The organism is Burkholderia sp. S171 (genome assembly GCF_009766085.1).
Taxonomy (GTDB): Bacteria; Pseudomonadota; Gammaproteobacteria; order Burkholderiales; family Burkholderiaceae; genus Caballeronia.
Map to the genome: position 1 here is coordinate 328,916 of NZ_LMUF01000010.1, position 23,771 is coordinate 352,686.

The 23,771-nt window shown below is 61.5% G+C and carries 21 protein-coding genes; 14 read left to right on the forward strand and 7 right to left on the reverse strand.

From position 1 onward, the window contains the following. The first annotated feature begins 165 nt into the window (after positions 1-165). Entirely contained in the window at positions 166-1,230 is a 1,065-nt protein-coding gene (locus GSQ93_RS07180; protein ID WP_158934925.1) for a LacI family DNA-binding transcriptional regulator, read from the forward strand. A 68-nt stretch (positions 1,231-1,298) separates the two neighbouring features. Here GSQ93_RS07180 and GSQ93_RS07185 read toward each other — a convergent pair whose 3' ends face one another. Beyond that, a complete protein-coding gene (locus GSQ93_RS07185; protein ID WP_158934926.1) occupies positions 1,299-2,207 on the reverse strand; it encodes a pyridoxal-phosphate dependent enzyme in 909 nt (302 codons plus the stop codon). 310 nt (positions 2,208-2,517) lie between these two features. Here GSQ93_RS07185 and GSQ93_RS07190 point away from each other — a divergent pair, with 310 nt between their 5' ends. Continuing rightward, positions 2,518-3,285, forward strand: coding sequence for an alpha/beta fold hydrolase (locus GSQ93_RS07190; RefSeq protein ID WP_254073789.1), 768 nt, complete (start codon positions 2,518-2,520; stop codon positions 3,283-3,285). A gap of 96 nt (positions 3,286-3,381) precedes the next feature. On the opposite strand, the gene GSQ93_RS07195 is transcribed toward GSQ93_RS07190, so the two are convergent. The 3 genes from GSQ93_RS07195 to GSQ93_RS07205 all read right to left on the reverse strand — a co-directional run bounded on the left by GSQ93_RS07195 (position 3,382) and on the right by GSQ93_RS07205 (position 6,450). Then, positions 3,382-4,422: an AraC family transcriptional regulator gene (locus GSQ93_RS07195; protein WP_158934927.1), complete on the reverse strand. Its 1,041-nt coding sequence runs from the start codon at positions 4,420-4,422 to the stop codon at positions 3,382-3,384. A 7-nt stretch (positions 4,423-4,429) separates the two neighbouring features. Further along, positions 4,430-5,314: an oxidoreductase gene (locus GSQ93_RS07200; RefSeq protein ID WP_158934928.1), complete on the reverse strand. Its 885-nt coding sequence runs from the start codon at positions 5,312-5,314 to the stop codon at positions 4,430-4,432. Positions 5,315-5,445: 131 nt separating this feature from the next. Next, positions 5,446-6,450 carry an aldo/keto reductase gene (locus tag GSQ93_RS07205; RefSeq protein ID WP_158934929.1) on the reverse strand — a complete coding sequence of 335 codons (1,005 nt, stop codon included), beginning with the start codon at positions 6,448-6,450 and terminating at the stop codon, positions 5,446-5,448. A 115-nt stretch (positions 6,451-6,565) separates the two neighbouring features. Between GSQ93_RS07205 and GSQ93_RS07210 the strand changes: the two genes are divergently transcribed. Beyond that, positions 6,566-7,456, forward strand: a complete 891-nt coding sequence (locus GSQ93_RS07210; RefSeq protein ID WP_158934930.1) for a LysR substrate-binding domain-containing protein — start codon at positions 6,566-6,568, stop codon at positions 7,454-7,456. Between the two features lie 15 nt (positions 7,457-7,471). Here GSQ93_RS07210 and ltaE read toward each other — a convergent pair whose 3' ends face one another. Then, entirely contained in the window at positions 7,472-8,503 is a 1,032-nt protein-coding gene (gene ltaE, locus GSQ93_RS07215) for a low-specificity L-threonine aldolase (protein WP_158934931.1), read from the reverse strand. 592 nt (positions 8,504-9,095) lie between these two features. Here ltaE and GSQ93_RS07220 point away from each other — a divergent pair. The 9 genes from GSQ93_RS07220 (at position 9,096) to GSQ93_RS07260 (ending at position 19,259) form a co-directional block, all read left to right on the forward strand. Beyond that, positions 9,096-10,307: an AAA family ATPase gene (locus tag GSQ93_RS07220; RefSeq protein ID WP_158934932.1), complete on the forward strand. Its 1,212-nt coding sequence runs from the start codon at positions 9,096-9,098 to the stop codon at positions 10,305-10,307. Between the two features lie 132 nt (positions 10,308-10,439). Continuing rightward, complete coding sequence (locus tag GSQ93_RS07225; RefSeq protein ID WP_367889739.1) at positions 10,440-12,173, forward strand: cobalamin biosynthesis protein CobT; 1,734 nt, start codon at positions 10,440-10,442, stop codon at positions 12,171-12,173. Positions 12,174-12,274: 101 nt separating this feature from the next. Then, complete coding sequence (locus GSQ93_RS07230; RefSeq protein ID WP_158934933.1) at positions 12,275-12,796, forward strand: MarR family winged helix-turn-helix transcriptional regulator; 522 nt, start codon at positions 12,275-12,277, stop codon at positions 12,794-12,796. Positions 12,797-12,802: 6 nt separating this feature from the next. Then, a complete protein-coding gene (locus GSQ93_RS07235; RefSeq protein ID WP_158934934.1) occupies positions 12,803-14,929 on the forward strand; it encodes an FUSC family protein in 2,127 nt (708 codons plus the stop codon). Positions 14,930-14,969: 40 nt separating this feature from the next. Continuing rightward, complete coding sequence (locus GSQ93_RS07240) at positions 14,970-15,179, forward strand: DUF1656 domain-containing protein (protein ID WP_158934935.1); 210 nt, start codon at positions 14,970-14,972, stop codon at positions 15,177-15,179. A gap of 7 nt (positions 15,180-15,186) precedes the next feature. After that, positions 15,187-16,212, forward strand: coding sequence for an efflux RND transporter periplasmic adaptor subunit (locus tag GSQ93_RS07245; RefSeq protein ID WP_158934936.1), 1,026 nt, complete (start codon positions 15,187-15,189; stop codon positions 16,210-16,212). Between the two features lie 2 nt (positions 16,213-16,214). Further along, positions 16,215-17,723 (forward strand): efflux transporter outer membrane subunit, encoded by a 1,509-nt coding sequence (locus GSQ93_RS07250; protein ID WP_254073798.1) that lies wholly within the window; start codon positions 16,215-16,217, stop codon positions 17,721-17,723. A 112-nt stretch (positions 17,724-17,835) separates the two neighbouring features. Beyond that, positions 17,836-17,994, forward strand: a complete 159-nt coding sequence (locus GSQ93_RS07255) for a hypothetical protein (RefSeq protein WP_158934938.1) — start codon at positions 17,836-17,838, stop codon at positions 17,992-17,994. A 128-nt stretch (positions 17,995-18,122) separates the two neighbouring features. Further along, positions 18,123-19,259, forward strand: a complete 1,137-nt coding sequence (locus tag GSQ93_RS07260) for a putative zinc-binding metallopeptidase (RefSeq protein ID WP_158934939.1) — start codon at positions 18,123-18,125, stop codon at positions 19,257-19,259. On the opposite strand, the gene GSQ93_RS07265 is transcribed toward GSQ93_RS07260, so the two are convergent. Further along, positions 19,248-20,618 (reverse strand): MFS transporter, encoded by a 1,371-nt coding sequence (locus GSQ93_RS07265; protein ID WP_158934940.1) that lies wholly within the window; start codon positions 20,616-20,618, stop codon positions 19,248-19,250. The two genes, GSQ93_RS07260 and GSQ93_RS07265, sit on opposite strands and share 12 nt — an antisense overlap. Before the next feature lie 386 nt (positions 20,619-21,004). On the opposite strand from GSQ93_RS07265, the gene GSQ93_RS07270 reads away from it, so the two are divergent. Continuing rightward, complete coding sequence (locus GSQ93_RS07270) at positions 21,005-22,141, forward strand: glutathione-independent formaldehyde dehydrogenase (RefSeq protein ID WP_158934941.1); 1,137 nt, start codon at positions 21,005-21,007, stop codon at positions 22,139-22,141. 81 nt (positions 22,142-22,222) lie between these two features. Here the strand turns inward: GSQ93_RS07270 and GSQ93_RS07275 are convergent, their stop codons facing one another. Beyond that, the gene (locus GSQ93_RS07275; protein ID WP_158934942.1) at positions 22,223-22,627 is read right to left on the reverse strand and encodes a PaaI family thioesterase; all 405 of its coding nucleotides are present in this window, start codon (positions 22,625-22,627) and stop codon (positions 22,223-22,225) included. 201 nt (positions 22,628-22,828) lie between these two features. Between GSQ93_RS07275 and GSQ93_RS07280 the strand changes: the two genes are divergently transcribed. Beyond that, positions 22,829-23,770 carry a hydroxymethylglutaryl-CoA lyase gene (locus tag GSQ93_RS07280; protein ID WP_158934943.1) on the forward strand — a complete coding sequence of 314 codons (942 nt, stop codon included), beginning with the start codon at positions 22,829-22,831 and terminating at the stop codon, positions 23,768-23,770. The last annotated feature ends 1 nt before the right edge of the window (position 23,771 follow it).

Sequence of the window (23,771 nt, forward strand, 5' to 3'; positions counted from 1 at the left end):
GGATTGCGAAATTGACAGCGAGTTGCTAAATCCATTCAGCTCATAGTGAATTCGATGCTGAATCCATTTAGCATAGTGGTCAACTCTCGAATACCCTAGTATGGTTTCCAGCCGAAGCAGGTCAGCCTTCGGGGGCAATGCAACCCAATCAAAAGGGAAATTCAGATGGTCCGCGGCGGTAAAGGGCGCAAATCCACGATCTACGATATTTCCGAGGCGACCGGCACGTCGGTTACTGCGGTGAGCATGGTGCTGAACGGCAGTTGGACGAGGTATCGCATCAAGGAAGAAACCGCCAATCGCATTCTGGAGAGCGCGCAACAACTCGGGTACAACGTCAACATGCGTGCCAGAGGGCTGAGGCTCTCGCGCTCCGGGCTCGCCGGCATGATTCTTCCGCACTATCGCAACCGTTTTTTTGCAGGGCTTGCGGAGACGTTTGAAGAACAAGCGAGAAGCCGGGGTCTGTGCCCTATCGTCGTCAGTACGCAACGGGATCCAGCGGTTGAGACAAGCGTCACCGAGACGCTGCTGTCGCAACGGGTCGAAGTGCTCTTCATCGCCGGCGTGCGCAACCCCACGCCGCTTAACGCACTGTGTGCGGCAGCAGGCGTGACCTGCATCAATGTCGACTTGCCGGGTTCGGGCGCGCCGTCGGTTGTCTCGGACAATCGCGGCGGTGCTCGCGCGCTGACTAACGTGCTGATCGATAAAATGAGGATGCGAGGCGGTGCCCCTGAAGAATTGGCTTTCCTGGGCGGGGTTGCCGGCGAGTACGCAACAGAGGAGCGCATTATCGGATTCCGCGACGCTTTCGAGGCCGCGGGGATCAGTCCGGCAGCCGACGCGGTGGACTGCTGTGGATACAACGCGTCCGCTGCCCGGCAAGCACTTGCTCATAGTTATGAGAGCCTTGGCAGGCTGCCCGCGGGCTTGTTTATCAACTCGATTACCGCATTCGAAGGGCTGGTGCAGTTCACGTCGCAACTGTCCCGCGATGCGTTGCAATCGACGGTTGTCGGGTGCTTCGACTGGGACCCGTTTGCCGCGCATTTACCGTTTGAAGTGACGATGATGCGGCAGGACGTAGATAAGATTATCTCGGAGGCCTTCGCACTTTCCGATCGCTTTGACACGACGACCGATCACCCGCTAGTCGTCGTGCCGACCGGCTTCGGAGATGTGATGGACGAGGACGATCGGGCTGTCAAACTCACATACGATCGTTGAACTTTGCTCTGGCGTGTCTTTGTTTTCGCAGCATGATGCGTCCCCGGCAAAGATCAGGCATAAGCGAATCAGCTCGCCCAGTCCGCCACCATCCGCGCATCGACACTGACTCCGCCGCACACCACGATCACCACGTCGTGCGCGGCAGCAATCGCCGGGTGATCGAGGTAACCGACAGCAAGCGACACCCCGCAAGCCGGTTCCACAAGCTGCCGATAATCATCGGCGAAACGCGTCACGCCCATGATTGCATCGGCATCCGTCAGCACCACCGACTCGTGCGGAAACTGCTGGATCGCATCCACTGGCCAGCTCGCTACCTGAAGCGCAGCAAGCGACTTTGCGATGCTGTCGATACGATCCAGTTTCACCGGATGCCCCGCATCAAGCGCCGCGCGAAATGACGCGGCGCCCGTTGTCTCGCACGCGATCACGCGACAATCCGTGCGGCCATGGCGCAACAAACCCGTCAAGATTCCTGCAAGCAGACCGCCCCCGCCCACGCTCGCCACAACCGCATCCACTTGCGGCAGGACAGTGACAATCTCGTCGATCATCGTGCTATGACCTTCCCACAGCACCGGGTGATCGAACGCCGGCACATATTCGACGTCATCCGACGCCGACAGTGCCAGCGCATGCTCGTTCGCTTCGTCCCAGACATCGCCATGCACGGTCACTGTTGCGCCCAGCGCGGCGATACGCTTACGAGTGCTTTCCGGCGTCGTGGAAGGCACCACGATCTCAGCCTGCATGCCAAGCAAGCGCGCCACAAATGCCGTTGCGAAACCGGCGTTACCGCCCGACGGGCACACTACGCGGAGTTTGCCGGCCGCCTTAGCGCGCGAACACAACAAGCCCATCCCACGCATTTTGAACGAGCCACTAGGCTGCAGGTTTTCGAGCTTGAGCCAGATGCGGCGCGTGGACGTAGACAGTCCGGGATGCAGGATCAACGGGGTTTCGATGTGAAGCAAGATCGGTCCTTTTCACTTTTCAAACGGGAATTCCGGGACCAGGCCACCGCCATGACGGCCGCGACTGGATTCGAGTCTCACAGTTTATTGCAGGACGGGAATTTTATCGTTGTGCGTGTTGGCGTGGGTCCGGCTCGACTCTTTGCAAGTGCTCGCGCGAACGCGTGCGTTCGCCGGCCGTCGCGATGTCCGGTCCTGCGTAGCTAACAGGTTATAAGTCGCGCTAGTATTCGTCCAGCCAGAGGCCTTCATCAACGTATGAACCGGGCTCGTATTTTGTTGCGCCATCGCTCAATCCGGATAACCAGAGATGCTTGAGGAACCGAAGAAGATGGACAAAGAAACGCCGCTCGTCATGATCCACGGCCTGATGGGATCCATAGACTATTTTTCACCCGCCGCACGGATGGACGGAATAAGCGTCCACACGCCCGACCTGATCGGATACGGACCACAGGCGAACGCCGACGCTCGCCCGATTACGCTCGACAATCAGGCAGCATCGGTTATCCGATACGTGGAAGAGCACATCGGAGAACCGAGTTGGTTACTGGGCCACAGCGTCGGCGGCGCCGTTGCGATGCTTATTGCAGCAACGGCACCCAAGCTGGTACGCGGGCTCATTAGCGTCGAAGGCAACTTCACCCTTAACGACGCCTTCTGGTGCCGGAAAATTGCAGCGCTCAGTGAAGAAGCGTGGCGCGCCGAACATCGGCTTATGCTCGATGATCCCACCGCCTGGCTTCAAGACAGCGGCATTGCGCTCAGCCCGCAGCGAATCGCCTGGGCAAACGATATCCTGCGTCACCAGCCTCGCTCGACCATCGCGGCCACGGCTCGCGCGGTGGTGAAAGAAACGGGCTCACCGGCGTTTCTTCAGCATGCGCACACGGTCATCGCCAATGGCACGCCGATCCACTTGCTCGCGGGAGAAAGATCGGCACCCGGATGGGACGTACCCGATTGGGTCAAGAGCGCGTCGCTAAGCTATGTGATCCAGCCCGACACCGGCCACATGATGATGCTCGAGCAGCCAGAGATATTCAGCGACATAGTTTGCGCAATGATCAAACACTGACGCAACCGGGCACCGGGATGAAGCTTCATCGCCGCCTCGAATTTTCCGTTGCAGGTGGATGACAAGGCACCAAGATCATCTAATCAGCATTCCGAATCAAACGATGGGTTTTAAGAACGACTGGTCACGGTCCTCACCCGCGTTTCCCCTCCATCGCTGAGGCGTCATCCCTTCCCACTGGTTGAACGCCCGGGAAAATGAGTTGACCTCTTCGAAACCTAAAAACCACGCAATCTCGCCCGCAGCGAGATCCGTGCTACCCAGCAAACGCCGCGCTATCCGGTTGCGCACGCGGTCGAGCTGCTGCTGATAACTTGTTCCATCGAGTGCAAGCTTGCGCTGCAGCGTGCGTGTACTGATCGCGAGCTCCCGCGCCAGCGCTTCAACGCTCGGCCGCTGGCCGCGCATGCTCCGCGCGAGAACGGCATCGACGTGATCGGTGAAAGTTTGCGCGCGGGCAAGCGCGGCCAGTCCGGCATCGAGTTGCGGCAGCACAGCGGCAAGCAAATCGACGTTATGCGTCACGAAAGGCAGCGCGAGATTGGCTGCATCGAATACGAGCACATCGTTCGGGGCATCGAACACGATCTCGCATCCATAATGCCGCGCGAACATCGCCCGGTTGGCCGCCCGCCGTGTCAGCTCCACGCGACGCGGTTTGATCGCCACACCCGATCCGCGCCGCGCCATGGCCAGCGCGGACGCGAACATGGCGTCCGCCAGCAGGTCAGGGATAAAGCCATCGGCCAGCAACCAGCGGAACGTGACAGCCGCCTCGTCACGCTGCACGGTGACCACCACTTCCTCCGGACAACTCAGCCGCTTGTAACGCCCCAACTTCGCCAGTGCCTCGCCGAAATTGGCGGAATGCAGCGCCGCGAGCGACATGGCGTCGAGCTGCCCGTGCGAGGTCTCAGCGCCAATCCGCAAGCCGATAGCCGGGTCCCCGCTCACCTGCGCGATAGCCTCCCACAGAGCGAAGTATTTCTGCGTCGTCAGCCGCAACCGGCCCGGCTCGGCGTTCTCGGCCGCCGGCAACGGTAGACCCGCTGCACGGAACGTCCGCGGCACATCCACGCCCAGCGTTTCAAGCCGTGCGATCAGTGCGTGGCTGACCGGAACGCCATCGGTTTTCATCAGCTTTTCAGTCCGTGACAGGCTGCTTAACGATCTCGAGTTTATCGATCACCCCGCGCCATTCGGTGGCATCGCCGGCGTCGGTCGACAGGCTCACGTGGCGCCACTTGGCATCCATCGCGCCGCGCGCTTCATGCACTTGTCCCGCGATATGCACCGCGTCGCTGCCGAGCAGCAAACGCAGAGGCGGTTCGTCCAGTCCCGCTATGCCGAGGATCGCTTGCGCGGCTTTCGCGGGATCGCCGACTGGCTTGTGCGAAGCACGGTATTCGAGCAAAGGCGCCATGCTCGCAGCGTAGTCGGGGCCGGGCGCGTGGATGGTCATCGAAGAACCGGCCCAATCCGTGCGAAAGCCGCCCGGCTCGACGATCGTCACCTTGATGCCGAGCGGCGCGACTTCCTTCGACAACACTTCGGAGAATCCCTCCACGGCCCATTTCGCCGATTGATACGCGGCAAGGCCAGGCGAACCGACGCGTCCGCCTATCGATGAAATCTGGATGATATGGCCGCTGCGCTGCGTGCGCAGGACCGGCAACGCGGCGCGCGTGACGTTGACGACGCCGTAGAAATTGGTCTCCATCTGCGCGCGGAAATCGGCGTCGTCGCCTTCCTCGATCGACGCCATGTTGCCGTAACCCGCATTGTTGACGACGACATCCAGACGGCCGAACGCCTCTACGGCCTGCTGCACGGCGGCCCGCGCCGAAGCCGGGTCGGTGACGTCGAGTGGGACGGCGCGCACGCGCTCGCCGTACTGCTCCACGAGCGCGGCCAGATCTTCAGGACGGCGCGCCGTCGCAACCAGACGATGACCCGCGGCCAGGACGGCCTTGGCCAATTCCTGGCCGATGCCGCGAGAACTACCCGTAATAAACCAGACTGAAGACATGAGCGCTTCCTTTACGTTGAACGATGAGTGCTGCGTTCAACGGATTCTAGGAGCGCGCGTCCCGCTGCACTAATCCGATCGCGCCAACTTGCAATCGGATCGCGCCAACGCCTTGAGTCTGATCCGAACGGTTATCCGTGGCGGACTTCGCTGTCGAGGTGGGCCATTTGCGCGGCAGCGTAACGGTCGCCGGCGGCAGCGCCCTTCGGCACGGCATATTCGATTGCACTGAGATCATCCGGCGTCAGCACGACATCCAGCGCCCCCAGTGCTTCCGTCAACCGGTCTCGCCGCCGAGCGCCCACCAGCGGCACGATATCCGCGCCCTGTGCCGCGACCCACGCAATCGCGATCTGCGCCACCGACACGCCCTTGGCCTCCGCAATCCGCCGCAACGCTTCGACCAACTGCAGGTTCCGTTCAGCGTTTTCGCCCTGAAAACGCGGACTGTGAGCACGGAAATCGTTACCGGCCAAATTTTGCGCCGCCTGCCAATGGCCGCTGATCAGTCCTCGCGACAACACGCCGTAAGCCGTCACGCCAATACCGAGTTCGCGGCACGTCGAGAGAATATCGCCTTCGATACCCCGTGAAATCAGCGAGTATTCGATCTGCAGATCGGCAATTGGGTGCACGGCTGCCGCGCGCCGGATCGTTTCGGCGCCGACCTCGGACAGCCCGACGTGACGCACGTAACCCGCCTTCACCATCTCGGCAATCGCGCCCACGGTGTCTTCAATCGGCACATTCGGATCGAGCCGCGCAGGCCGGTAGATATCGATGTAATCCACTCCCAGGCGCTGCATCGAATACGTCAGGAAGTTCTTCACCGCGGCCGGTCTCGCGTCATAACCCACCCAACCGCCCGCCGGATCGCGCAGCGCGCCGAATTTCACGCTGATGATGGCGGCATCGCGTTTCGTGCCCTTCAACGCTTCGCCGATCAACGCTTCGTTGTGGCCGCTGCCGTAGAAATCGCCGGTATCGAGCAGGTTGATCCCGGCATCGAGCGCCGCGTGAATCGTGGCGATGCTTTCGCTCCGGTCGGCCGGTCCGTACATGCCGGACATGCCCATGCAGCCAAGTCCGAGTGCCGATACGCGCGGTCCGGTCGCGCCGAGTTGCAGATGGTTCATATGGAGTCTCCAGGGGCTGGTGTCGCGTAATTGCGAGCAGTGAACAGAGTATGCGAGGCGTTTTGGCGTGCGACAATCCGGCCTTCACAGCACGGGCTGTACGAAAAAACGCACAATGAATGATCCCGATCTCTCCGATCTCAGCGCCTTCGTCGCTATCACCAAGGTGCGCAGTTTCAGGGCGGCGGCGCGTTTGCGCGGCGTCTCGGCGTCGGCGTTGAGCGAGGCCGTTCGCCGGCTTGAAGCTCGGCTCGGCGTGCGCCTGCTCAATCGCACGACCCGCAGCGTCACGGTCACGGAAGCTGGGCAGCGCCTTCTGGAACGCCTATGGCCGGCGCTCGGCGAGATTGCCGGCGCACTCGATGCGATCAATAGCTTCCGCGACAGCCCGACCGGCACCTTGCGCCTGAATGTGCCGACTATCGTGGCCATGCACGTGCTGCCGCCCATCGTCGCGCGTTTTCTGGCCGCGCATCCGGGGATCACGCTGGAGGTGGTATCGAACGATACGTTTATCGATGTGCTGGCAGCTGGTTTCGATGCCGGTATCCGCTACGACGAACGGCTGGAGCGCGACATGATCGCTGTGCCGATCGGTCCGCGCACGCAGCATTTCGTGGCGGCGGGCGCGCCGGCGTATTTTGCGGCGCACGGATGGCCTGAACACCCGCGCGATTTACTGGAGCACGCGTGCATTGGGCATCGGTTCGCAAGCGGCGTGCTGGCGGCGTGGCGCTTCGAGCGTGATGGAGAACAGGTTCGATTCACGCCTAACGGGCCGCTGGTCGCGTCGGTGATGGAGCTAGAAGTGGGCGCCGCGACAGCCGGCCTGGGCATGATCTATACGTTCGAGGAATTCTTGCGGCCAGCCATACAAAGCGGCGCGCTCGTGCCCGTGCTGCACGAGTGGTGGGAGCATTTTTCAGGGCCGTTTCTGTACTACCAGAGCCGCACGCATATGCCGGCGCCGTTGCGCGCGTTCATCGACTTTATTAAGGAAGATTGAACGCACGCGTGGCAATTACCGTTCTGAGAAAAACGCCCGGACTGCTGCCAGCGCGTTTTGAACCGCCGCGCTGTCCACATCCAGATGCGTGACCCAGCGCTGTTTCGTCGCGCTATACGCCGACGTAATGCCAATCCCGCGCGCCGCCAGATGTTCTTTGAAGTCAGCGGCAATCGCGCCGTCCACTTCCACGAACACGATGTTCGTGTCCGGCATCGTGACCTTCAGTTGTTGATAGGCCGCCAAGCCCTTGGCCAGCGTCGTCGCGTTGGCGTGGTCATCGGCGAGGCGCGCCACGTTGTGCTCCAGCGCGTAAATCCCGGCCGCCGCGAGAATGCCGACCTGCCGCAAACCGCCGCCCACCATCTTGCGCGTGCGTCGCGCCTTCGCGATCAACTCCGCGCTGCCGACCAGCACCGACCCGACCGGCGCGCCCAATCCCTTCGATAAACACACGGACACCGTATCGAAGCAGCGCGTCAGCGTGGCAACGGGCGTATTCAGCGCGGTCGCCGCGTTGAAGATCCGAGCGCCGTCAAGATGGGTAGCGAGGCCGTGCCGACGCGCCAGCGCCGTCGCCGCTTCCATGTACTCCTGCGACAAAACTTTCCCGCCGATGGTGTTTTCCAGCGCCAGCAGCCGCGTGCGCGCGTAATGCGAATCGTCGGGCTTGATCGAGTCCTCGATCTCCGCCAGCAGCAACGAACCGTCCGCCTGATTGTTCAACGGTTGCGGCTGGATGCTCCCCAGCACCGCCGCGCCACCGGCTTCCCAGCGATAGCAATGGGCCTGCTGCCCGACGATGTACTCGTCGCCTCGCTCGCAATGCGCCATCAGCGCGACCAGGTTCGATTGCGTACCCGAGGTCAGGAACACGGCCGCTTCCTTGCCAAAACGCTCGGCCATCACGGCTTCGAGTTGCGTGACGGTGGGATCGTCGCGGAAAACATCGTCGCCGACTTCCGCCGATGCCATCGCAGCGCGCATGGCCGGGCTGGGTCGCGTGACGGTATCGGAACGGAAATCGTGCTGAATCGGGGTGCTCATTGCTGCTCCTGGTGGGTGGAGCGCGTATTTTGCCACCGTGAGGAGGAAGGCGTTGCGGACTTCATTTGACGATCAAGCTTGTACGGGCGGCAGTTGATGTGTTCTCGAGATATTGGACTTGTGAGATTGGACTTGAATTTCACTTATATGTTTAGAATCAAGTGTATAGCAGCGTCATCTAACTTATAACATTTAGTAATTATTTTTTCGCAGTAAAATCAATCGGTTACGATCCATTTCTTTTGTTAAACAAGAACATGGAGAATTTTTGACAAACCACTTTAACAAAGACCGGTTTGGCATCGATTTATTGGTTTTAAAACAATCACTTGGTTAGCTTTTCTGCACAACTTTCGAGCCTATGTAGATTGGCGCGGATTTTTAGGAAATATTCGATACAAATCAGGTGCTTATACGATTTTAATAAGGTAATTTATTGCTTAAAATTCCAACGACCGATCCTCACCAGTTAAGCTCGAAAAACTCTCTCGGCGCAGACCTCAGACTTCACATCGCGTTGGGTTACTCCCGCGACCGTGTAAAGTTTCAAACATTCAGCCTCACCCATTCACCTGCCCATGCCTGCAAGCCAATGAACGCGCCCGAACCGAAGTTGCAAGACGATCCTCACATTGGCCGCTACGAGCGCTCGACGGGACAGGCCGCCGAGTGGTGGCAGGTGACGCTTTCTGACCGGCCGCAGATGTATCGGATCGAACATGGATACGGCGATGGGCCGGGCAATATCGATACGGTCGTCGACTTGGAAAACCTCAAGTCGAAGTTGCAAAAGTGGCATCGGGAGGGGTTTTTTCGACCCGACGATCCGGCGCTCGCACCGTTGCCCGCGGAAGGACGAACCGGGTTTCTCAAAGAGCTTCGGCGCGCCGTCAGGCAACCGCTGCAAGCCACGAATCCGGATTCAAACGAAGCAACAACGACGATTGGCCCGGTGGACATGCCTGTCGGCCAGTCTGGTCCGCTCGTGCCGCGCCTGAACCCCGCCTATCTCTTTCCCGAGCGTTTTGGCGACATCCTCCAGGATATCGTCGAGAACCGGCGGGTGCTGCTGATCGGCCATACCGGCGCGGGAAAAACGAGCCTGATCGAGCAGGTCGCGGCCCGTACGCAACACGGCGTGCTGCGGGCGAACATGAACGGCCAGACGACCATCGGTGATTTCGTCGGTTTCTGGACCGTGAAAGGCGGCGAGACGCTTTGGGTGGACGGAGTGCTGCCGACAGCCATGCGCGAAGGCCTGTGGCTTGTAGTCGATGAAATCGACTTCGCCGAACCCTCGATCCTCGCCGTCCTCACTGCCGTGCTCGAACCTCACGGCCGTTTGCTGCTGAAGGAAAAAGGCAACGAACTGGTAGCGCCGCATCCGTCCTTCCGCCTGTTCGCGACCGCAAACGCTGTGGGTGCAATGAGCGTTTATCGGCATCTGTATCAGGGTGCCAACCTGATGAACGAGGCGTTCCTCGACCGTTGGCGTGTGTATCTGATGAATTACCTGTCGCCCGAGGAAGAGGCCGAAGTGTTGATGCGCACGCTTGGGAGCCGCTTCACGCGGACGATGGCGCAAACGCTCGCCGCCATTGCCGCCGATTGCCGCGCGGCGTTTGCCCGCGAGGATCTGGCCAGTGCGTTTTCGACCCGCCGCCTGCTCGACTGGGCCGACCTGATGCTGCGTTCCGGCGACCCGGAACGCGCTGCCGGCCCGGCGATCTACGCGAAAGTCAGCGCTGAGGACGCCGCGCTGATCCGCAGCATCATCCGGCATCACATTGCGTTCGACGAATGAAACGCGTGCTTATGCTCAATCAAGTCGGTACTGGGCGGTGTTCCGCGAGCGCTGCGGCGGTTTTCACGGCGGCTGCCGTGTTGAGTGCCGTGGAAGATAGCGCGACACCATCACGTTTTCCCGGTAACTGATGTGGCCACTTCTGACCTGACCCGCTCAGACACCACACAAGTCATGCTCGGCAAGATGGCGCGCGTGCTGACGGGCCGATACGGCGTGACGGTATCGTTCGATGCATCCGGGCCGCGCGTAGACCGCGACCGCATCGTGTTGCCGGAGTTCCCGCCGGGCGCTGCCGGCGCAGCCGATCTGGACGCGCTCACCGGCCAGCTCGACTTGCTGGTGGCGCGCTCGAAGTACTCGACCATTAGCGAAATCAGGGCGCTGAATCCGGGCGCAACCCAGCAAATTGCACAAGCGATTGAGGACCGGCGCGTCTGCGAGCGGCTGTTCAATGACTACCCGGGTGCCCGCAAGTTTGTCGGAAAACTGCGTGAGCAAACGGCGCAAACCACGCACGCACGCTGGCCGACCCTGGCCTGGCGCGACAAACTGATCTGGTTTATCGATCGCGCGCTCTGGGACGAAGCGCCGGACGTGACGGAACGCACTCCGGCGCTCATTGCTACGCTCGGCGCCGTAAGCGAGCTGCTGCAGACTGTCCGTGCCAGCCGTTCGACCCTTGAAAGCGTGGCCGGCGCACGGGCGCTCGTGGCACGGATCAGGTCGCTGGCTGCCGGCGATGTGAACACCATGATGTTTTCCGCCGACGCCGATGAAGCGCTGGACGCCGAGCAGGTATCGGGCGATCCGGATGGGCTCGACGCGGCATCGCAGGAAATCTCCGACGCAGCTTCCTCCGATGCCGCCAGCATGGCCCAGGCACCGTCGGACGCCAGCGCAGAGGCATCGGAAGGAGACGCTCCGGCGCCGCCGATGACCTTCGATATCGACATGATCGATGGCCGCCCTCGCCTGTCTATTCCGCTCACGACCGAATTCGATCTCATCACCGACCTCACCGGCCTGGGCGACGCCGCCGCGTGGCGCAACCTGCGCGCGCTCGCCCGCGCGGAAACCGCGCCGTTGACCGCGCGCCTTGAACGCGCGTTGAAAGCGGATGAACAAACGCACTGGAAACGGGACCAGGAACGTGGAGAAATCGACCGGCCTGCGTTGGCGAAGCTGGTTGTATCGCCGGGATACCGGACACCGTTTCGCGTCAAGCGCACGACCGAGGGTCGCGATGCCGCCGTCACGCTGCTGATCGACCGCAGCGGCTCCATGGTTGGCCGAAAAATTACTCTCGCCCGACTCTGCGCCGCCGCGCTTTGCGACGCGTTGATGCAGCTTTCGTTCAAGTGCGAAGTGCTCGGCTACAGTTCGGTCGAATCCCCGGAAATGCGCGCATTTTATGAGCAGAAGCTAGCCGAAGGCGTGGATTTGAACCGTTTCAACCGGCGTGTCGAACGGCTGGACCTGCAGATCTACAAGCGCTTCGGTTCGAACAATCCGATGGGACTAAGCGCGATTGATTGCGGTCACGAGAATCCGGACGGCGAGGCGCTGGCGTGGGCCGCCGAGCGTTTGGCCGCGCAACGCGCCGGCCGTCGCATCCTGATGGTGTTATCCGACGGCTATCCCGCCACGGGCGATGGTCATCCCGTGATCTTGCGGACCGACCTGCGGGCGCGCATCGACCAGATTACACGCTCTGGGATCGAGCTTATTGGCGTCGGACTTCTCGACGATGCCGTAGAAAAGTTTTATGCGCATAACATCGTTGTGCGCAAACTGGATGAACTTCCCACGATGGCGTTTACCGTACTGAGCCAACTCCTGCTCAAGCGCGGCACCAGGCGTTAAGCCATTTTTTACTGCCCTCACTTCGCCCTCAAGATCATCCCGCCCTAAAAAATTAATTCAATAGCTTGCTAACGAATTGTTGTCGAAATACAATGCGCGCCATGCCATCAATCGATGTCCTTCGCCAATCCGTCAGCAGCGCGCTCGTGATTGCCTCCCGGCAGTGGCGGCGCACGAGCCAGAGTGTTATATCGGGCTATAACGTATCCGAAGCCTGCGCGACGCCGCTGTTGATCGCGGCACGCCTCGACGCGCCCGTTCGACAAGTTGCGCTCGCCGAACTGACCGGGATCGAAGGGCCGTCGCTGGTGCGTCTGCTCGATCAGCTGTGCGCGGCCAACCTGGTGCGCCGGGACGAAGACCCCGACGACCGGCGCGCGAAAATCATCTCGCTCACTGACGAAGGCCGGTCGGTGACCGCCAAGATCGAGAAAGAACTGATCGGACTGCGCGCCGGCGTGCTGAACGATGTAAGCCGCGAAGACCTGGAAGCGACCCTGCGGGTATTCGCTGCGTTTAAACTGGGCGCGTCCAGTCAAACGCAACAAGCTTCAACAACATCCGCGTCACACCAAGGCCCTACCATCGGCTCAACCGGCACCGATACGGAAGAAGGCGTCTAGCGCACCATGACGTACCCCACTTCGCGCGACTGGATATTTTCGGTCAAGACCTTCGCGGCTTCCATGCTGGCGCTCTATATCGGCCTCAAGCTGGAGCTGCCCCGTCCTTACTGGGCGATGGCGACGGTTTATATCGTGTCGAATCCGTTCGTGGGGGCGACGCGGTCCAAGGCGCTGTATCGCGCGCTCGGCACCATGATCGGCGCCTCGGCCGCCGTGCTGTTCGTACCGCCGTTCGTGGAGTCGCCCTACTGGTTCAGCGCCGTGGTCGCGTTATGGACGGGCACGCTGCTGCTTCTCGCCATCTCCGACCGTACCGCGCGCAGCTACGTGTTCATGCTGGCCGCCTACACCATGCCGTTGATCGCACTCCCCTCCGTGATGAACCCGGCGGGCATCTTCGATCTCGCGGTATCGCGGACCGAGGAGATCGTGCTCGGCATTGTGTGCGCCAGCGTGGTCGGCGGCGTCATCTTGCCGAGCCGCCTCGCGCCGACGCTGATCGAACGGACCGACGCGTGGTTCCGCGACGCCGCGTTCTACGCCAAGGAAACGCTCTCCGGGCGGATGGGCGGCAAGACCATCTCAGCATGCCGTCAGCGGCTCGCGGTCACCGTGAACGCGCTCGAATTCCTGCTGAGCCAGCTCGCCTACGATCACACCCGGCCTGACGTGCTCGCGCGAACGCAGGCGCTGCGTGGCCGGATGCAGCTGTTGATGCCGATCATGTCGGCGATTAGCGATCCGCTGGCCGCGTTGTTCAACGGCCAGAACCCGCCGCCACCGGGTCTCGAAACGCTACTCGCCGATATCGTCACATGGTTCGACGAACCGCTGTCCGCACGCACTGATGCAGCGTCGTCCAATGCCAACAACGACCCCAAGGCCGACGCGCTGCGCAGCCGGATCGCCGGCCTGCAACCGGACGGGGACGCTCTGCGGACATGGGAAGGCGCGCTGCTGTCGAACACCCTGTGGCGCTTGAAACAACTGGTCGATGTCTGGCAGGATTGCCGCGCGCTGCGCGTGATCATCACGAACGAAGAAGGCAGTTGGCGGCCCCGCTACCGGCACTGGCGGCTTGGCGGCACGCAGCAGTACTTCGATCGCGGCATGCTGCTGTTTTCGGCGGGTTCCGCCGTGCTGGCCATCTTCATCGCGTGCAGCCTCTGGATTGCGTCTGGCTGGAACGACGGCGCGGGCGCGGTCACGCTGGCCGCGGTGGCGTGCTGTTTTTTTGCCGCCCTCGATGAACCCGCGCCGCAAGTGTTTGCGTTCTTCACCTACACCTGTCTTGCCGTAGTGCTCGCCGGGCTGTATCTATTCGTCATACTGCCGACGGTGCACGACTTCCCCATGCTCGTGATCATGTTCGCGGTCCCCTTCATCCTGATCGGCACGTTGATCCCGCGCCCGCAATTCAATCTCGCGACCATGCTGACCGCCGTGAACACGGCCACGTTCATCAGCATCCAGGGAACCTACGACGCGAACTTCCTGACCTTCATGAACAGCAATCTGGCGGGCCCGGCGGGTTTGTTATTCGCGTTCGTCTGGACCCGCGTGACGCGGCCGTTCGGCGCGGAACTGGCTGCGGCCCGGCTGATCCGCTCGGGCTGGCGCGACGTGGCGCTGAGCGCGTCGACCCGGCCCGTCGATGACCAGAAAAATCTGACCGCGCGCATGATCGACCGTCTCATGCAGATCATCCCGCGCCTTGCCGCCAGCGACGACCAGCGGCATCCGTCCATCGAGAGTTTTCGCGATCTGCGGATTGCTTTCAACTCGCTCGATCTGCGGCGTCTGCGGCGCCGTCTGCACGACGCCGATCTCGCCTCGGTCGATGGCGTGCTGGAAGGTGTGCGCGCGTATTTCCAGCAGTGCGTGGAGCGCGGCTCGCGTCAGCCGGTGCCGGCGAGCCTGGAAGCGGCCATTGACATAGCGCTGGATCGCATCACGCGGCGCGGCGGCGCGGTTCACGCGGAAGCGGACGCAGAAGCAGCGCAGCCCGAGAAGACCGTTCCCGGCCGCCAGATTCGCGACGCATTGCATGCGCTGGTGGGCATGCGTTTGTCGCTGTTCCCGGATACGCTCGTGTCCGCACCGCCGCCCCAACCGGAGCCTGCTGCATGACGCGCCGCGCCTTCCCATCCTTTTTGCAAAGCGCCCCGCGATGATCGGTGAAGTCGATATCTACGGTGTCTTCCTGCCCGCCGCGCTGGTACTGATGCTGGTCGCGTACCTGCTCTGCCTGGTCGTTACACGGGTGTTCGCCCGCGTTGGCCTGTACCGTTTCGTCTGGCATCGTTCCATTTTCGACCTCGCGATCTACGTGATCGTGCTTGGCATCGTGGTCATTGTTTCGCATCGGCTATTACCGTGAAATTATCGTGAAAAAAGCCTGGTTCTCTGTTGGACAAATCCTCTTTACCCTCGTCGTCGTGGCGATTGCGGCGTTCGTGTTGTGGCGGCTGGTCGACTACTACATGTTCGCGCCGTGGACTCGCGATGGTCATGTGCGCGCCGACGTCGTGCAAGTGGCGCCTGACGTGGGCGGCCTGATCGTGAACGTGAACGTGGTCGACAACCAGCCGGTGAGCGCGGGCCAAGTGCTGTTTGTCATCGATCAGGCACGCTACGCGCTCGCGCTGCGGCAGGCGCAGGCAACAGCCCTGCAGCGCCGCGCAACGCTCGATCAGGCCCGCCGCGAAGACGCTCGCAACCGCACGCTCGGCGATCTCGTCGCACGTGAAGTGACCGAGGAAAGCCGCTCGCGCGTGCAAACGGCGGAAGCGGCGCTGGCCGATGCGGATGTCGCTATCGATACGGCACGGCTCAATTTGCAACGCACGACGATAGTGAGTCCCGTCGATGGTTATCTCAACGATCGCGCGCCGCGCACGGGCGAATATGTGACGGCGGGACGCTCGGTGCTGTCGGTGGTGGACCTGCACTCGTTCCGTGTCGATGGTTATTTCGAAGAGACCAAGCTGCACGGGATCGATATCGGGCAACCGGTGGACATCAAGATAATGGGCGAGACGAAGATGCTGCACGGGCATGTGCAGAGCATCGTCGCGGGGATCGAGGATCGCGACCGCGTGCAGGGATCGAATCTGCTGCCGAACGTGAATCCGGCGTTTAGCTGGGTGCGGCTGGCGCAACGGATTCCGGTGCGGATTGCGCTGGACGAAGTGCCGGCAGACTTTCGCATGATCGCGGGACGCACGGCGACGGTGTCCGTACGCGATATCACGCCGCTCGCTAAATCGAATACGTCGGCGAATGTGGTTGGTGGAGCAAGTGGTGCCGTTGGTGCTTCAAGTGCGTCCTCTGCCGCTCCCGTGAGCGCTGCAAGCGGTGTTCTACCGGTTAGCAGCACTGCGGCCGCCTCCGCCCCGGGTGCGAGTCAATGAAGATGCCGCGCGCTCTCGTCCTGACGCCGTTCGTGCTCGCGCTTGCCGCGTGTTTTACGGTCGGTCCCGACTACTCGGTGCCGAAAGACGCCATCGTCAATGCACCGTTCGCCAACGCCCCGCTCGACGGCGCGGATGGCCAGTCGACAATCTCCAGCGGGCCGGTGCCAACACATTGGTGGCGTCTCTACGACGACCCCGTCCTCGACGATCTGGTCCAGCAAGCCATGGCGTCGAACACGGACTTACGCGTTGCCGCGGCCAATCTCGGCCGCTCGCGCGCTGCGCTCAGCGTGGCGCAGGCGCAAGGCGGTTTTTCGGGCGGTGCGTCGGCTGCGTTCAAACGCGCGCAGGAATCGGCGGAGCAATACTTGATCTTCGAAAAGATCCCGGTCGCGAATGAAGGCGATGTCGGCATCAACATTTCCTATGAGCTCGATCTGTTTGGCACGCTGCGACGGGGCGTGGAAGCGGCGCGTGCCGACAGCGACGCCACGCAGGCCGCAGCCGATCTGGCGCGCATCACGGTGGTGGCAGATGTAGTGCGGGCTTACGTGCAGAATTGTTCGGCGGCGGAAGAACTCGGCATTGCACAGCGCTCGCTCGACTTGCAACGCCAGCGGGTGTCCGTATCGCGGCGCTTACAGCTGGCGGGCCGCGGCAATGCGCCTGACGTCACGAGCGGCCAGACGCAAGTCGAAACGCTCTCGGCGAATATTCCGGTCTACACGGCACGCCGGCGGATCGCGCAATACCAGCTCGCCACGCTGCTGGCGCGCGCACCCGCCGATCTGCCCAAGGGCGTGTTTGCCTGCAAGAAAACACCGGTGATCGCGCAGCCGCTGCCTGTCGGCGATGGCGCCGCGCTGCTGCGCCGGCGTCCCGACGTACGCGAGGCCGAACGCAAGCTGGCGGGTTCGACCGCACGGATCGGCGTGGCCACGGGTGCGCTGTTTCCCACGGTGACCCTCGGGGCATCGGCGGGGCTGACAGGGGTGCTGGAAGATCTCGGTACGCAACCCACCGCGCGATGGGGTTTCGGTCCATTGATTAGCTGGAGCTTCCCGGTGAACGGTCAGCGAGGGCGGATTCAAGGCGCGCAATATGGCGCCGATGCCGCACTTGCCCAGTTCGATGGCGTCGTGTTGAAGGCGCTGCGGGAAACGCAGTCGAGTCTCGCCACCTACGCCGCCGATTACACCCGCGCCGATGCATTGACGGCCGCGCAAAAATCAGCAGCGGAATCCGCCGATCAGACTCATCGCTTCTTTCTCGCGGGACGGGAATCGTTTATCGCTGATCTGGATGCTACGCGGACATTGACATCGACGAATGGGCAGTTGGCTGCGGCGCGAGGACAAGTCGCGCTCGATCAGGTCAACCTGTTCCTCGCGCTCGGCGGCGGGTGGGAGATGGATCCGAACGCGGCTCCAAACTCGAACTCAACCCCGAACCCGGCCAAGGCAACCGCCGCGCCGGGGGGCGCAAGTGCTGGCGCTGCGAGTCAGTAACGCAGATAGACGGGCTAACCAGCTGACGAGGTAGATCGTCATCCTTAGTAATGATTTAGCCGGATTGCGTTGTAGCTGGTTTTGCCGACTTGTTTGCGCATCGCTGCAAGGATTGGCCGCAGCGGACGCTCTTCGCAACGCGGAAGTGCTGCTGCAGTTCGTCAAAAGCCTCGCGCCGCTCTACATGGCGGCGAAGCCGAAAGAGCGCCGCTTGCGCGTCGATGAATATGAAACTGTCGTGACCGCGTATCTGACAGAACGCGTAAGCTAGGTCAAAGTTTGATCCAAGCCGCCTCTGGAATCGATTTCCCCGGCGGCATGCAGGTTGCTGCGAAGAACTTCCTGCGCGCATGTCCATACTAGGAGAACATGCGCCATGTACTTCGAACCCCGCGGCCTATGAAAACTTTCCATTGCAATCATTGCAATCAGCTGGTGTTCTTCGAGAATTTTCGCTGCGAACGCTGCGAATCGCTGCTTGGTTTTATCCCGGAAATTGCTGAAATCAGTGCTTTTGAAGACGCGGGCGACGGCCTCTGGCGCAGCCGGCACCCCGAACACCGGGACATGCTGTTCAAGCGCTGTCATAACTACGAAGTCGAAAAAGTCTGCAACTGGATGGTTCCGGCCGACTCCCCCGACCCGCTGTGTCACGCCTGCCGCCTGACGCACACCATTCCCAATCTGCGCATAGCGAACCGCCGCTACTACTGGTTCAGGCTGGAAGCGGCCAAACGCCGCCTCCTCTACACGCTCGGCGCACTGGGATTGCGCGTGGAGTCCCGTCAGGTCAATCCGAAGACCGGGCTGCAGTTCAAATTCCTGGAGGACAAACGCGGTAAGAGAGTGCTGACCGGTCACGATAGAGGCCTGATCACCATGAACATCGCGGAAGCCGATGACGCGCAGCGCGAACGCGTCCGGTTATCGATGGGCGAACCGTACAGGACTTTGCTGGGCCATTTCCGGCACGAGATTGGTCACTACTATTTCGATCGACTGGTCGCCAATACGCCGTGGATCACGGGGTTTCGCGCACTATTCGGCGACGAGCGGGCGAATTATCGCGAAGCGCTGGCGAAACATTACAAGGACGGAGCGCCGCCGAACTGGGGCAAATCATTTGTCAGCGCATACGCGACTACTCACCCATGGGAGGACTGGGCGGAAACCTGGGCGCACTACCTGCACATCGTGGACACCGTCGATACCGCCATGGCCTGCGGCGTCGCACTCATGCCGGGGAATTCGCTAGACCCCAAGCTGGAGGCCAAGCCACCGCCGGGCGAAGCCACCTTCGATCATCTGATGAAACAGTGGTTTCCGCTCACCTACGCATTAAACAGCCTGAATCGCAGTCTCGGCATGCCCGACGCCTACCCGTTCGCGCTTGCGCCGCCCGTCGTCGAAAAGCTGCGCTTTGTGGATCGGGTTATTGCAGCCTCGGGACATGCCCAGCCGTCGCCAGACGAAGCCATTGCAACGGTGATCAAATCATCAGCGACCCGCAGCGATCAGCCACCATTAAGCCGCTGACCCCGGTGCGCTTTTCAACGTGGCGGCGGCAGTTGCATCGGGATGAGCGGCACTCGCGCCATGCAGCGAGACCTTCGACGTTTCCGGCAGCATCAGTCCACCGATCAATCCCATCACCGCGATCACGATCAAGTACAACGCCGGCGACAGGTTGTTGCCCGTCGTCGTGATCAGCCATGTGGCGACCAGCGGTGCCGTGCCACCAAACACCGTGTATGCCAGGTTGTAGGTGATGGCCGAAGCGGTATAGCGCGTGCGCGTCGGGAACACTTCCGACAACAACGGCGCCGTCACCACGTTCGCCAACACCGCGCCAATCGCCAGCATGCCCACGCCAATCACCGACGGCAAGAAGTGCCCCGACCCCGCCAGCGAGAACGCTGGATAGACCATCGCGATCAGGATCACGCACGCCGTCAACACAGTCTTCCGGCGGCCCACCCAGTCCGAATACAGACCGGCCAGCGGACACAGCGCCGCCGCAAAAAACAAGGCTATCACCGTGATCAGCAGCGACGTCGCGCGATTCAACCCGCCCGCCACCTGCAAATAAGTCGCGAAATAGGTGGTGAACATATAGAACGACAACGCCGTCACCGAGATAAACGCCCCCAGTTTCAGAATGCCCGGTGCCTGCGTGCGCAGCGTGTCGCGCAATGGCGCATGCGCCACATTGTGCTCACCCTCAAGCGCACGAAAAGCGGGGGTTTCGCTGAGATTCATCCGCAGGTAAAGACCGATCAGGCCGATGGGCGCAGCGGCCAGGAACGGTACGCGCCAGCCCCAGGTGCTCATGGCATCGGCGGAAAGCGACGCGTCGAGTGCGTACGCAACGACCGCAGCCACCGCGAAGGACGAGAACGTCGATACCGGCACAAAGCTGCCGTAACGCGCCCGCTTGTGCTGCGGCGCATGCTCCATCACGTACGCGCACGCGCCGGCATATTCGCCGCCCGCGGAAAAACCCTGCACGCAGCGGATGACCGTCAGCAGGAACGGCGCGAACGCACCGACTGCGGCGTACGTGGGCAACAAGCCGATCAGCGTGGTCGCCCCGGCCATCATCAGGATGGTCAACGCGAGCGTGCGCTTGCGGCCAATGCGGTCACCAATCACGCCAAACACAATCCCGCCCAGCGGCCGGAATGCAAACGCCACGGCGAAAACCGCGAAGGTCTTGAGCAGCCCGACTGCCGGGTCGCCGCTCGGGAAAAACTCCCGCGTGAGGATGGTCGCGAGAAAACCGTACACGGCAAAGTCGAACCATTCGACGAAATTGCCGATCGATGCCGCGAGAATCACCTTACGCAGCGTTTTCAGATCGACTTCAGGGGGAGATGCTTCCAACGTTCTCGACATTCGATGACTCCCGGGAAAAGGAACGGTGATGCTGGATGGTTTTTTAGCGAACCGGCACACCGGAAACGCGCTGGATGGGTCCCTTTGAGTAGATGCGACCATAAACCCCGCTCCTAGAACGATCACGTCATGGTGATAGGACCGAAGCGACATCGGTCCCGCCCGCTACTCGCACGGCCGACGCGAACACAGCGCTCCTAACGAATGGAGGCACGGCCTACCACTTGCAAAATCTGCGTGCAACCGACCTTCGGACGTCATCGTTACCGGGCGGCGGAACGGCTCGCAGCGGGAACGCGCACTGCTGAATACATCGTCAGCCGCCATCCGGCGAGTCCATGGCGACAGTCATCTCAATCATCATCCCAACCATTCAAGGAGCAGTGATGAAAGCACTCGTGTACGAAGGTCCGCGCAAGGTGACCGTGAAGGAAATGCCGGACGCGAAAATTCAACGGCCGACGGACGTGCTCGTCAAGATCACGACCACGAACATCTGCGGCTCGGACCTGCACATGTTTGAAGGCAGGACCAACATGGAAACGAACCGCATCTTCGGTCATGAAAACCTGGGCGTGGTCGTGGAAGTCGGCGCCGGGGTTGAGCGCATTAAAAAGGGGGATCGCGTTTGTCTTCCGTTCAACATCGGTTGCGGATTTTGCAAGAACTGCGAGAAGGGTTTGACCGGTTTCTGCCTGACGGCGAACCCGGGCATGGCAGGCGCCGCGTACGGTTTTGCAGGCATGGGACCGTATGAAGGCGGACAGGCCGAATACCTGCGTGTGCCGTTCGGCGACTTCAATTGCCTGCTGCTGCCGCCCGATGCCGAGGAGAAGGAAAACGACTACGTGATGCTTTCCGACATCTTTCCGACCGGTTATCACGCGACGGTGCTGGCCGGCGTGGAACCGGGCGATAGCGTGGTCATCTATGGCGCGGGTCCCGTCGGATTGATGGCCGCCATGTCAGCGTCCATCAAAGGCGCGAGCAAGGTGATGGTCGTCGATTCGCACCCCGACCGGCTCAAGCTGGCGGAGAAAATCGGCGCGATTCCCATTGACGACAGCGACGGTTCATCGGTCGAGCAGGTCCTGGAGTTGACCGGTGGCGAAGGCGCGGACCGGGGCTGCGAGTGCGTCGGTTATCAATGCAGTTGCAAGGGCCATGAAGTGCCCAACTTGACGATGAACAACCTCGTCAAGTCAGTGCGTGCGACGGGCGGTATTGGCGTGGTGGGCGTGTTCGTCGCGGAAGATCCGAAGTCGGAGGACAAGCTGATGCAGAAGGGGCAGCTCGCATTCGACTTCGGAACGATGTGGATGAAGGGCCAGCACATTGCAACGGGCCAGGCCAACGTGAAGGCGTACAACCGCAAGCTGCGCGACCTGATCGCGGCGGACAAGGCGAAACCATCGGTGATTATTTCGCACGAATTGCCGCTTGAGAAAGCGCCCGAAGGTTACGAGCACTTCGATGCTCGCGACGACGGTTGGACGAAGGTCGTGCTCAAGCCGGCGGCTTGAGGCCGTCGCACGCATGGATGTTGGTGAAGGCCGAAGCGCCGGGAAACCGGCGCTTTTTAACCGCGTGCTGCATGAAGTCAGTCACTTCTTCCCGTGCGTGCCGGCGTATTTGAATGTTCCTTGCGCGCTCGCAATCAGGAGCTTGTCATCGACCCACGCTTCGCCGCGCGAGAAAAAGATACTGCGCCCTTGCCGCTCGATAAAACCTTTCGCCGTCACGCTCTCACCCAGCCCCGTGTCGAGATAATTGACCGTCAGCGAAAGCGTGAAACCGTGAATGGCGGGTTCGCCCTGCTCGGCATAGAGACCTGCATATCCGCATGCGGCGTCGAGTAGGGTCGCCACCGCGCCGCCTTGCAATACGCCCTGCCGATTCAGGTTACGGGCTTGAATCGGCATGCGGAACTCGGCGTAACCGCTCTTCCACGCAACCAGGCGTGCATCGAGGAATTCGAGAAACGGATTGTCGAGAATGAAATCGGACATCGGAAAGAACTCCTGCCGGAAAGTAATGTTTAAACAGGACTGTGCCACGACGAAACGTTTGACGTGCGAAGGCACTCGCCGGCTCCTCGCACGAGCCTTTCCAATTTGGAAACGGTCGTGGAAAATCAACCGATTTTCAGGCCATCGCCACAGGTTCATCATGTCCGTATAACGCGCCACAATCCGACATGAGGAGCCCCCATGAAACGCCTGTATATCCAGGAAGTCGCGACGCGAGACGGCTTTCAGAACGAAAAGCAATTCGTCGATACCGACGCGAAGATCGCCTTGGTCAACGCTTTGAGCGCATGCGGATTCGCGAAGATAGAAGTGACGTCGTTTACATCGCCGAAAGCCATTCCCGCGCTACGCGACGCCGAAGCCGTGATGCACGGCATCGCGCGGCATGAAGGCGTGGTCTACACCGTGCTCGTGCCGAACGTGCGTGGGGCGGAACGCGCACTGTCATGCGGTGTCGATGAAGTCAACCTCGTGATGTCGGTGAGCGAGACCCACAACCACGCGAACCTGCGCATGAGCCGCGAACAGTCGTTCGCGCAATTGCGCGAAGTGATCAGCGTGGTGAAAGCAACGCCGGTTGCCATCAACGTGTCGTTGTCCACGTCGATGGGTTGCCCCATGGAAGGTGACGTCGCGGTTGACGAAGTGCTGCGCTGGACCGAGCGTTTCGCCGGACTCGGCGTGCACGGCGTGACCCTCTGCGACACCACCGGCATGGCGTTCCCCTCACAGGTGAAGACGTTGTGCGAACGCGTTCGCGAGGCGTTCCCCGCGCTCGAACTCACGCTGCACTTCCACAATACGCGCGGCATGGCGCTGGCCAATACGCTCGCGGCGCTGAGCGCGGGCATCGATCGATTCGATGCATCGCTTGGCGGCATTGGAGGGTGTCCCTACGCACCCGGTGCAACCGGCAACGTATGTACGGAAGAACTAGTACATATGCTGGAACTGGACGGCTACGACACCGGCGTTAATCTCACCTCGGTGCTCGACGCAGCGGCGTTGCTGCCCGGCCTGATCGGTCACGACGTACCGAGCCAGATCCTCAAGGCCGGCCGCCGGCTCGACCTGCACGACGCGCCGCCCGCACAACACGCATTTGCCAAGGAAGGAGCCTGAC